This is a genomic window from Thermus thalpophilus (genome assembly GCF_022760915.1).
Lineage (GTDB): Bacteria > Deinococcota > Deinococci > Deinococcales > Thermaceae > Thermus > Thermus thalpophilus.
In genome coordinates, this window is record NZ_JAKTNS010000002.1 from 155,691 (window position 1) to 164,750 (window position 9,060).

A 9,060-nucleotide genomic window follows, 5' to 3' on the forward strand; every position below is an offset into this window, starting at 1 on the left:
TATGGTGCGTTTCTGGCCCCTTATGTTCCTCCTTCCCCTCCTCGCCTTTTTCCCCGCCCGGGGGCAGGGGAAAGACCTCCTCCTCCGGGTGCTCCTTCGGGAGGTGCCTCCAGGGCAGGCGGTGCGCCTGGCCCTTCCTTCCGGGGAGGTACGCGCCTCTGCGGGCGGGGAAGGGGTGGTCCTGGAGGGGCGGGTTGCGCCCTCCTTTGACCTGGAGGTGCCCTACTTTAGCCTCGAGGGCCGCCCTTACCGGGGTGGGGTGCGGCTTCTCGCCCAGGGAGGCAAGCTCCTTGTGATCAACTTGGTCCTCCTGGAGGACTACCTCCTCGGGGTCCTGCCGGGGGAGATGCCCGAGGGCTTTCCCCTGGAGGCCCTGAAGGCCCAGGCGGTCCTGGCCCGCACCTTCGCCGTGAACCGCCTGAACCCCAAGGCGCCCTACGACCTCTGCGCGAGCGAGCTCTGCCAGGTCTACCTGGGCTTCGCCGCCGAGAAGCCCAAGCACGCCCAGGCGGTGGCCGCCACCCGGGGCCAGGTCCTGAGCTACGGGGGCAAGGCCATCTCCGCCCTGTACCACGCCGACTCTGGAGGCATGACGGCGGGGAGCGAGGAGGTGTTCCAAAAGGCTCTTCCCTACCTCCGCCCCCGGCCCGACCCCTACGCCAAGGGGCCCAAGAGCGCCTGGCGGGTTTCCGTGTCCAAGGAGGCGGCGGAGCAGGCCCTCAGGGCCTTGGGCTACACCCCTAAAGGGGAAGAGGCGCCCCAGGTGTTGGAGCGTAGCCCCTCGGGCCGGGCCTGGCGGGTGCGGCTTATGGGGGTGGAGGTATGGGGTCCGGAGGCCCAGCGCCTCCTCCGCCTCATGGGCCTTCCCTCCGCCTTGGCCGAGTTCCAAGGCTTTGAGGCGGTGGGCCGGGGGGCGGGGCACGGGGTGGGGCTTTCCCAGTGGGGGGCCAAGGGGATGGCGGAGGCGGGCTTTGACCACCGGGAGATCCTGGGCCACTACTTCCCCGGCACCTTCCTCTCCGAGCTCCTCCTGGCGGGGGTGCCCTAGGTGCTCCTTTCCACCCCCCTAGGCCCCCTTTGGCTGGCGGTTTCCCCCGTGGGGGTGGCGTGCCTAGAGCCCGCCCTTTTTCCCCGGGGCAAGGAGGCGCAAGGTCCCTTGGCCGAAAGGGTGCGGGAAAGCCTCGCCGCCTACTTCGCCGGAAAACGCCCGGACTTTTTGGACATCCCCCTAGACTATAGCGGGCTTTCCCCGGAGCGCATCCGCCTTTACGAGAGGGTACGCCGCATCCCCTACGGCAAGACCACGAGCTACGGGGCCCTCGCCCGGGAACTGGGGCTTTCCCCCCGGGCGGTGGGGGCGGGGCTTCGGGCCTCTCCCTTCTTCCTCCTGGTGCCCGCCCACCGGGTCATCCACCAGGATGGCCGGCTTGGGGGCTTCGCCGGGCAGGAGGGGCTAAAGCTTTGGCTCCTCCGCTTTGAAGGGGCCCTTTAGACCTCGGTCCAGACCGCCACGGAAAAGGGCGGAAGCTCGGGGCCGCAAAGCCGCCCCCCCTTGGGGGTGCAGAGGGCGCCCGAGAGGAGGTCCACCGCCTGGGCCCCCCGGGGCAGGGCCCCATGCAGGGGGATGTCCTGGAGGAAAGGCTCGGGGGTGGCGTTCACCACCACCAGGTAGGGCCCTCGGGTGAAGGCCAGGTGCCCGTCCACGGCGTAGACTCGCCCGTAAGGAGCGGTGCGGAGCTCCGGGTGCTCCCGGCGCAGGCGGGCGAGCCGCCGCACCGCTTCCCATAGGGGTTTTTTCCAGGCCGCCTCCGCCCAGACCATGCCGCCCCGGTTTTCCGGGTCGTGCCCGCCTTCCATGCCGATCTCCTCCCCGTAGTAAACCGTGGGGTTGCCGGGAAGGAGGAAGAGGAGGGAGAGGGCAAGCCGGGCCCGCTCCAGGCTTCCCCTAAGGAGGGTGAGGAGGCGGGGGGTGTCGTGGGAGGTGAGGAGGTTCATCTGCGCCCGCACCACCTCGGGACGGTATCGGGCGAAGAGGTTTTCCAGGCGGTGGCTAAAGGCCAGGGCTTGCAGGAGTTCTATGCGGCCCAGCCCGCTTCTTCCCGTCAGCTCCTGGTCCAGGGCCTCCCCACCCACGAAGCCTAAAACGGCCCTGCTCAAGGGGTAGTTCATGGTGGCGTCAAACATGTCCCCCTGGAGCCAGAAGTCCGCCTCCTCCCAGATCTCCCCCACGATGTAGGCCTCGGGGTTCGCCCCCTTGACCCGCCTGCGGAAGGCCCGCCAGAACTCGGGGTCTTGGATCTCGTTGGGCACGTCCAGCCGCCAGCCGTCGGCCCCGAAGCGGATCCAGTACTCGGCCACGGACAGGAGGTACTCCCGCACCGCCGGGGTTTCCACCTTGAGCTTGGGGAGCTCGGGGTTGCCCCACCAGGCCTCGTAGTTGGGGTTGGGGCCGTAGGCGTTCAAGGGGAACCCCCGCACGTGGTACCAGTCCCGGTAGGGGCTATGCTCCCCGTTTTCCAAAAGGTGCTGGAAGGCGAAGAAGCCCCGACCCGTGTGGTTGAAGACCCCGTCCAGAATGACCCGGATCCCGTGGGCGTGGGCCACCTCCAAGAGGTGGCGGAGTGCGGCGTTCCCTCCCAGGAGGGGGTCCACCTGGAAGTAGTCCACGGTGTGGTAGCGGTGGTTGGCGGTGGAGGCGAAGACGGGGTTGAGGTAGATGGCCTCCACCCCCAGCTCCACCAGGTAGGGGATCTTCTCCGCCACCCCCCAAAGCGTGCCCCCCTTGAAGCCCCTCAAGGTGGGCGGGGCGTCCCAAGGCTCCAGGGGCCCTGCGGGGGCGGGCTTGCCCGGGGGGCCTGCCCGGAAGAAGCGGTCGGGGAAGATTTGATAAAAGAAGGCGCCCTCGTACCAGGCCACGGGCTCAAGTGTACCACGGGCGAAAGGTGCCTACATCACAAAAATCCTTGCCCCCAGGCTCAGGGTTTTGGTATCCTCCCGGGGTGAAGGCCATGCGGGGCCGCCTTTTCGTCATGACCGGGGCTAGCGGGGTGGGGAAGGGCACGGTGCGGGCCAAGGTGCTGGAGCGCACCCGCCTCTTCTACTCCATCTCCATGACCACCCGCCCTCCCCGCCCCGGGGAGCGGGACGGGGTGGACTACTACTTCGTGGACCGCCCCACCTTTGAGGCCCTCCTGGACCAAGACGGCTTCCTGGAGTACGCCGAGTACGTGGGCCACCTCTACGGTACCCCTAAGGCCCCCGTGGAGCGGGCCCTGGCCCGGGGGGAGGACGTCCTCTTGGAGATTGAGGTGCAAGGGGCCTTGCAGGTGCGCAAGAAGGTGCCGGAGGCGGTCCTCATCTTCCTCCTTCCCCCATCCCTTTCCGAGCTGAAGCGCCGGCTGGTCTACCGGGGGAAGGATAGCCCCGAGAAGATCGCCAAGCGCCTGGCGCAGGCGGAGTGGGAGATCCAAAACGCCCACCTCTTTGATTACGTGGTGGTGAACGACGTTTTGGAGGAGGCGGTGGCGGACTTTTTGGCCATCCTCACCGCCGAAAGGCGGCGCACCGACCGGATGGCCTGGGCCCTGCAAAAGGCCCTGGAGCGGGACCCCGACCTGGAAAGCGAGCTGGACGAGATCCTGAGGAGGGACCATGGCGGAACCCGGCATTGACAAGCTTCTCGGCATGGTGGATTCCAAGTACCGGCTCACCGTGGTGGTGGCCAAGCGGGCGCAGCAGCTTTTGCGCCACCGCTTTAAGAACACGGTGCTGGAGCCGGAGGAAAGGCCCAAGATGCGGACCCTCGAGGGCCTCTTTGACGACCCCAACCCCGTGACCTGGGCCATGAAGGAGCTGCACACCGGCCGGCTGGTCTTCGGGGAGAACCTGGTCCCCGAGGACCGCCTGCAGAAGGAGATGGAACGGCTTTACCCCGTGGAAGAGGAGGCCTAGGTGGCCCGGGTCCTGGTGGCGGTGAGCGGCGGGGTGGCGGCCATCAAGGTGCCCCACCTCCTCCGTCTCCTCCGCCAGGCGGGGCACGAGGTGCGGGTCCTGGCCACCCCCCGGGCCTTGGCCTTCGTCACCCCCCTCTCCCTGGCGGTGGCCGCCGGGGGGGAGGTGGCCACGGAGGAGGCCTGGTTCCAGCCCCACGGCCGGGCCCTCCACATAGAGCTCGCCCGCTTCGCCGACGTGGTCCTGGTGGCCCCCGCCACCGCCGACGCCCTGGCCAAGGCCGCCTTGGGCTTGGCGGACGACCTCCTTTCCGCCACCCTCCTCGCCGGGGCCAAGCGGGTGGCCTGGGCCCCGGCCATGAACGAGGCCATGTGGCTCGCCCCCCAGACCCAGGGCCACGTGGAGCGGCTAAAGGCCTTGGGCCACGCCTTTTTTGGCCCCACCCACGGCCCCTTGGCCGCGGTGGGGGAGGGGGAGGGCCTGGGGCGGATGTTGGAGCCCGAGGAGCTGGTGGCGCGTTTGGAGGCCCTCCTTACCCCTAAGGACCTCGAGGGCCTGAAGCTCCTCGTGTCCGCCGGACCCACCCGGGAGTACCTGGACCCGGTGCGCTTCCTTTCCAACCCCTCCTCGGGGCGTATGGGCTACGCCGTGGCCGAGGCCGCCCGGGATAGGGGGGCGGAGGTGGGCTTGGTGGCGGGCCCCACCTGCCTCCCCGACCCTTGGGGGGTCCAGGTGGTGCGGGTGGAAAGCGCCTTGGAGATGCGGGAAGCCATCCTGGCCCGCTACCCTTGGGCGGAGGCCGTGGTCATGGCGGCGGCGGTGGCCGACTACCGCCCCGAGACCACCCTGGCCGACAAGGAGCCCAAGGTGGAGGCAAGCCGGGTCCTCCGCCTGGTACCCAACCCCGACATCCTCAAGGAGCTTGGGGAACGTAAGGAAAAGCGGGTTTTGGTGGGCTTCGCCATGGAAACCCGGGAGGGTCTGGAGCGGGCGCGGGGGAAGCTGGTGCGCAAGAACCTGGACCTCATCGTCCTCAACTGGGTGAACCGGGAGGGGGTGGGGTTTGGGAGCCTGGAAAACGAGGTGGTCCTCCTCCTAAGGGATGGGCGGGTGTTGGAGCTTCCCCGGATGCCCAAGCGCCAGGTGGCCCACCGTATACTGGATTTCGTCAGGGAGTTTTGGAAAGCCTAACGGGGTGGATATGCGCAGCAAGGCCGAGCGGCACCGCGCCATACAGGAGATCGTGAGCCGGGAGGAGATCGGCACCCAGAAGGAGTTGGTGGAGCGCTTACGGCAGCTGGGCTTTGAGGTGACCCAGGCCACGGTGAGCCGGGACATCGCCGAGCTCCGCCTGGCCCGCATCGCCTTGGGCAAGGGGCGGCACAAGTACGCCCTGCCCTCGGTGGAGCTTCCCGAGGACGTTTACGAGGAGCTCAAACGGCAGTTTGGCCTCTTCGTCAAGGACGTGGACCGGGGTGGGAACATCCTGGTGGTGAAAACCGCTGAGGGGCACGCCTCGGGGATTGCCCTCCTCTTGGACCGCCTCAAGCGGGACGAGATCGTGGGCACCCTGGCCGGGGAGGACACCATCTTGGTGGTGGCCCGGAGCGAGGAGGAGGCCAAGGCCTTGGAGGAGGAGCTCGGTGAGCTTCTCTTGGCGGGCAGGGCCATCAAGGGAGGGGCTTAGCGCCGCAGGCCCGAAGTGATAGAACTTTTCCTGAAGTCCTTCCTGACCCTCTTCGTGGTCATGGACCCGGTGGGCCTGGTCCCCGTGTTCTTGGCCCTGGCGGGGGACCGCCCCCCGAAAAAGCAGGCCCAGATCGCGGGGAGGGCGGTGCTGGTGGCGGGAGGGCTTCTCGTGGCCTTTTTCTTCTTCGGGAGGGGGCTTTTGGCCCACCTGGGGATTAGCCTCGAGGCCCTGCGCATCGCCGGGGGGATCCTCCTCTTCCGCATCGCCACCGACATGGTCTTTGCCCACCACGAGCGGGAAACCGAGGAGGAGAAGGACGAGGCCTTAGCCCGGGCCGACATCTCCGTCTTTCCCCTGGCCATCCCCCTCATCGCTGGGCCTGGGGCCTTGGCCAGCGTCCTCATCCTGGGGGGGGAGGCCCGGGGGGTGGTGGGGGGGTGGGCGGTGGTCCTCTTCAGCGCCTTTTTGGTCCTCCTTCTGGCCTATATCTTCCTGCGGGCCGCTTCCGGGGTGCGCCGGGCCTTGGGGCGCACGGGGGTGAACGTGGTGACCCGGGTCCTGGGCCTTTTGCTCGCCGCCCTGGCGGTGCAGTACGTGGCCGATGGGGTCAAGGGCCTCCTTTAGCCCGGTACATGCGGCGGTCCGCCTCCTGCAAAAGCGCCTCCAGCTCCTCCCCTTCCACCCCCACCCCGCCCGCCGCCACCCCGTAGGGGAGGCTTTGCCGCAGGCGGGCGATGAGGGCGGGGATCTCCTCCTCGCTAAGGCCCAGGTGGAGGCTCACGAACTCGTCCCCTCCCACCCGGAAAGCCAGGTCCCGGCGGCGGGAAAGGCGCTTCAGGGCCTCGGCCAGGGCCTTCAGGGCCCGGTCCCCGGCGGCGTGCCCTTCCCGGTCGTTCAGGGCCTTGAGGCTGTTTAGGTCCCAGTAGATGAGGGCCAAGGGCTCCCCCAGGGCTTTGGCCTCGGCCAGCAGCTCGGGGAAGGCCTCCTCCAGGGCCCGCCGGTTCCCCAAGCCCGTGAGGGGGTCGGTGCGGGCCGCCCTTTCCAGGGCCTGGCGCTCCTTCATGGCCTTGAGGAGGAGGGCGGCCTCCAAGGCGAAGGCCTGGGCCAGCTCCAGGGAAAGCGGGGTAAAGGCCTCGGGGTCGTGGAAGTTATCCAGGTTCATGGCCGCCAGCACCTCCCCTTCCAGGACGATGGGCAGCCCCAAGGTGGCCTGGATCTCCAGGAGGCGGCCGTGTTCAAAAAAGGCGGGGCGGGCCTCCACGGTGCTCAGGCTGGAGAGGTGGCGGATCTCCACCCCTTTGAGCACCCGGGGGCGGCCCTTAAGCCAGTTGTCCACGCCGAGCCCGTACCAGGCCAGCTCTTCCTCCAAGGAGGTGCGGGCCCCTAGGAGGGCTTCGGAAAACCCCTCCTGGGCCACCAGGTGGAAATACCCCCCCTCCCGGAGGAGGATGCTTCCCGCTTCCGCCCCCGGCACCACCGCCACCGCCTCCCGGATGAGGTCCTGCAGAAGCCCTTCCGGCTCCTCGTGCTGCAAAAGCCCCCGCAGGACCTTTAGAAGCCCGGTGTAGGCCCGGGCCTGGACGGAAAGGTCCGTGGTGTCCAGAAGGAGCAGGTAGGTGCCTTCCGGGACCCTCAGGCGGGCCACCCGGTAGGTCTTTCCCCCGAAGGCCAAGGTGTCCCCTTGCGGCACGGGGAGGCCCTGCGCCAGGGGATTGCGCTCCACGCCGGTTTCCCGGAGGAGAAAGACCGGGTAGGGGGCTTCCAAGAGGTTCATCCGGCCTCCAAGAGCAAGCGGGCGTGGGAGAGGGCGGCCTCGGTGTACTGGCCCGAAAGGAGGCGGGCCAGTTCCCGCACCCGCGCTTCCCCTTCCAGCACCTCCACCCGCACCTCGCTTCCCTCCTTCACCACCTTCAGGTGGCGGTGGGCCCGTGCGGCCACCTGGGGCAGGTGGGTCACCACCAGCACCTGGCGCTTTTCCCCCAGGCGGGCCAGGCGCTCCGCCAGCTTCCAGGCGGTTTCCCCCCCTACCCCGGCGTCCATCTCGTCAAAGACCACGGTGGGGGCCTCGGCCCCGGTGAGGAGGGCGAGGGCCAAGGCGATGCGGGAAAGCTCCCCACCGCTGGCGGCGGAAAGGGGGGAAAGGGGCAGGTGGGGGCTTGCGGCGAAGCGGAAGGCCACCTCCTCCAGGCCGAAGGGCCCGGGCTCGGGCAAGGGGGTGAAGGCCACCTGGAAGCGGGCCTGGGGAAGCCCCAAGGCGGCGAGCTCCTCGCCCATGGCCTTCTCCAGTCCCTTGGCCGCCTCCCGCCGGGCCTCGCCCAAGGCTTCCCCCGCTTGCCAGAGGGCTTCTTCCGCCGCTTTGAGGGCCTGGTCAAGGTCCTGTAGGCGCGCTTCCCCTCCTTCCAGGGCGGCCAGCTCCGCCTCGGCCCGCTCCCCGTGGGCCAGGACGTCTTCCAGGGTGGGGCCGTACTTGCGCTTGAGGCGCTCCAAAAGGGCCAGGCGCTCCTCCACCTGGGCGAGGCGGCCGGGGTCGGCCTCGAGGCCCTCCAGGTACCCCTCCAGTTCCCGCGCCACCGCTTCTGCGCCCTCTAAAGCGGCTTCCAGGTCCTTGGCCAGGGCTTCCAGGGCCGGGTCGTACCGCCCCCCTTGGCGGAGCTCCCGCACGGCGCTTTCCAAGGGGGAAAGCCCCTCGTCCGCCAGGAGGGCGTAGGCCCTACCCGCCCGCTCCCGCAGGGTTTCCAGGTGCCGAAGGCGCCGGGCTTCCTCCTCAAGGGCTAGGTCTTCCCCCGGGCGGGGTTTGGCCGCTTGGATCTCCCGCAGCTGGAAGCGCAGGAGGTCTTCCCGCTCGCTTTTCGCCCGAAGGGCCTCCTCCAGGGCTCGCTTCTCGCCGAGGAGGGTCTGGTGGTGGGCGTAGGCCTCCCGGTAGGCCTGAAGGAGGGGGGAGGGCAACAGGGCGTCCAGGAGCTCCCGCTGGCGCTTGGGGGAAAGGAGGGCCAAGGCGGCGTGCTGGGCTTGGAGGGATAGCCAGCGCTCCGCTTCCTCCTGGAGCTCCTTGAGGCTCACCACCTCCCCGTCTATGCGGGGTGTGGAGCGGGCCCCCACCCGGCGGGAAAGGACCCGCTCCTCTTCCCCCTGGAAGAAGGCGGTGACGAGGAGGCTATCCCCATAAGGACCGATAAGCCCCTCGGCCCTTTCCCCCAAAAGGAGAGCCAAGGCGTCCACCAGGAGGCTTTTCCCTGCACCGGTTTCCCCGGTGAGGACGTTTAGGCCGGGGGCGAGCTCCAGGGTGGCCTCGCGGATGGCGGCGAGGTTCTTCACCTCGAGGCGTAGCAGCATCCTCACCCATTGTAAGGTCTGGTCCGGGGTACTGAACCCGGACAGACACATGTGAGACTGGACGAGTAAAAATGTGGGGACCACTC

General features: G+C 68.8%; 10 protein-coding genes. 7 read left to right on the forward strand and 3 right to left on the reverse strand.

What is annotated here, in order from left to right; all coding sequences use genetic code 11:
- Positions 1-22: 22 nt before the first annotated feature.
- Positions 23-1,048, forward strand: coding sequence for a SpoIID/LytB domain-containing protein (locus L0D17_RS01935; RefSeq protein WP_423247943.1), 1,026 nt, complete (start codon positions 23-25; stop codon positions 1,046-1,048).
- On the forward strand, positions 1,049-1,492 hold the full coding sequence (locus tag L0D17_RS01940; protein WP_152607349.1) for a methylated-DNA--[protein]-cysteine S-methyltransferase: 444 nt from the start codon (positions 1,049-1,051) through the stop codon (positions 1,490-1,492).
- Here L0D17_RS01940 and L0D17_RS01945 read toward each other — a convergent pair.
- Entirely contained in the window at positions 1,489-2,916 is a 1,428-nt protein-coding gene (locus L0D17_RS01945; RefSeq protein WP_243093670.1) for a glycoside hydrolase family 13 protein, read from the reverse strand. The genes L0D17_RS01940 and L0D17_RS01945 overlap by 4 nt on opposite strands.
- Positions 2,917-3,008: 92 nt before the next feature.
- Here L0D17_RS01945 and gmk point away from each other — a divergent pair, with 92 nt between their 5' ends.
- The 5 genes from gmk to L0D17_RS01970 are packed head-to-tail and all read left to right on the forward strand — an operon-like array spanning position 3,009 to position 6,265.
- Entirely contained in the window at positions 3,009-3,671 is a 663-nt protein-coding gene (gmk, locus tag L0D17_RS01950; protein ID WP_243093677.1) for a guanylate kinase, read from the forward strand.
- Positions 3,652-3,951: a DNA-directed RNA polymerase subunit omega gene (gene rpoZ, locus L0D17_RS01955; protein WP_039458217.1), complete on the forward strand. Its 300-nt coding sequence runs from the start codon at positions 3,652-3,654 to the stop codon at positions 3,949-3,951. Before gmk ends, rpoZ begins: the two co-directional genes overlap by 20 nt.
- Complete coding sequence (gene coaBC, locus L0D17_RS01960) at positions 3,952-5,142, forward strand: bifunctional phosphopantothenoylcysteine decarboxylase/phosphopantothenate--cysteine ligase CoaBC (protein WP_243093671.1); 1,191 nt, start codon at positions 3,952-3,954, stop codon at positions 5,140-5,142.
- A 10-nt stretch (positions 5,143-5,152) separates the two neighbouring features.
- Positions 5,153-5,638, forward strand: a complete 486-nt coding sequence (argR, locus tag L0D17_RS01965; RefSeq protein ID WP_039458222.1) for an arginine repressor — start codon at positions 5,153-5,155, stop codon at positions 5,636-5,638.
- Positions 5,639-5,653: 15 nt separating this feature from the next.
- A complete protein-coding gene (locus L0D17_RS01970) occupies positions 5,654-6,265 on the forward strand; it encodes a MarC family protein (RefSeq protein ID WP_039458225.1) in 612 nt (203 codons plus the stop codon).
- Here L0D17_RS01970 and L0D17_RS01975 read toward each other — a convergent pair.
- Together L0D17_RS01975 and L0D17_RS01980 are read right to left on the reverse strand one after the other, a co-directional pair.
- On the reverse strand, positions 6,249-7,415 hold the full coding sequence (locus tag L0D17_RS01975) for a GGDEF domain-containing protein (RefSeq protein ID WP_243093672.1): 1,167 nt from the start codon (positions 7,413-7,415) through the stop codon (positions 6,249-6,251). The genes L0D17_RS01970 and L0D17_RS01975 overlap by 17 nt on opposite strands.
- Positions 7,412-8,974, reverse strand: a complete 1,563-nt coding sequence (locus tag L0D17_RS01980) for a DNA repair protein RecN (protein ID WP_243093673.1) — start codon at positions 8,972-8,974, stop codon at positions 7,412-7,414. Before L0D17_RS01980 ends, L0D17_RS01975 begins: the two co-directional genes overlap by 4 nt.
- Between the last annotated feature and the right edge of the window lie 86 nt (positions 8,975-9,060).